Source organism: Bradyrhizobium sp. CCBAU 25338 (genome assembly GCF_028128965.1).
GTDB lineage: Bacteria > Pseudomonadota > Alphaproteobacteria > Rhizobiales > Xanthobacteraceae > Bradyrhizobium > Bradyrhizobium liaoningense.
In genome coordinates, this window is record NZ_LFKY01000001.1 from 1 (window position 1) to 619 (window position 619).

1 protein-coding gene is annotated in these 619 nt (G+C 66.4%); it reads right to left on the reverse strand.

Annotation, left to right across the window (positions count from 1 at the left end; all coding sequences use genetic code 11):
- Window positions 1-619, reverse strand: a 619-nt coding sequence (gene tnpC, locus ACM42_RS00005; protein ID WP_271526378.1) for an IS66 family transposase, incomplete at both ends; no start/stop codon positions are given.

Here is a 619-nt window from a genome sequence, read left to right on the forward strand (position 1 = left end):
ACCGTAGTGTCGTCCGCGTGGATGCGTTCGGCAGAAAAGACATGGCTTCGGATCGCATCGACCAGCGGCATCAGGGTTGCCGCGGCGGCGCCCACCCAGTCCGCCAGCGTCGATACGTCGAGGTCGATGCCTTCGCGCTGGTAGACGTCGCTCTGACGATTGAGCGGCAGGTGCAAGCCGTACTTGGCGAACAGGATATGGGCCAACAGCTTTGGCCCTGCACGTCCGCGCGCAATCGGGTGCGAGGGAGCCGGCGGCTGGGTGATCGCTTCGCAGGCCCGGCAGACGAGCTTCTCGCGCACGTGCTGGATCACCTTCCACTGACGCGGAACGAGCTCCAGCGTCTCGGTCACGTCCTCGCCGATCTTGCGCAATCGGTTGTCGCCGCAGCATGGGCAGGTGGCAGGCACCGGATAGACAATGCGCTCCCGTGGCAATTGCTCCGGCAGCGGCCGGCGCGCCGGCTTGCGCCGCTCGAAGGGCGCTACCGCAATCTTGTCGACTGCGGCCAGCTGCGCCGCGGTCTCGGCTTGCGCGGCGTTCTCCTCCAGATCGGCGAGCTGCAGCTCGAGCTGGTCCAATAGTGCGCCACGCTCTGAGGACTGTCCGAACTGCTCGT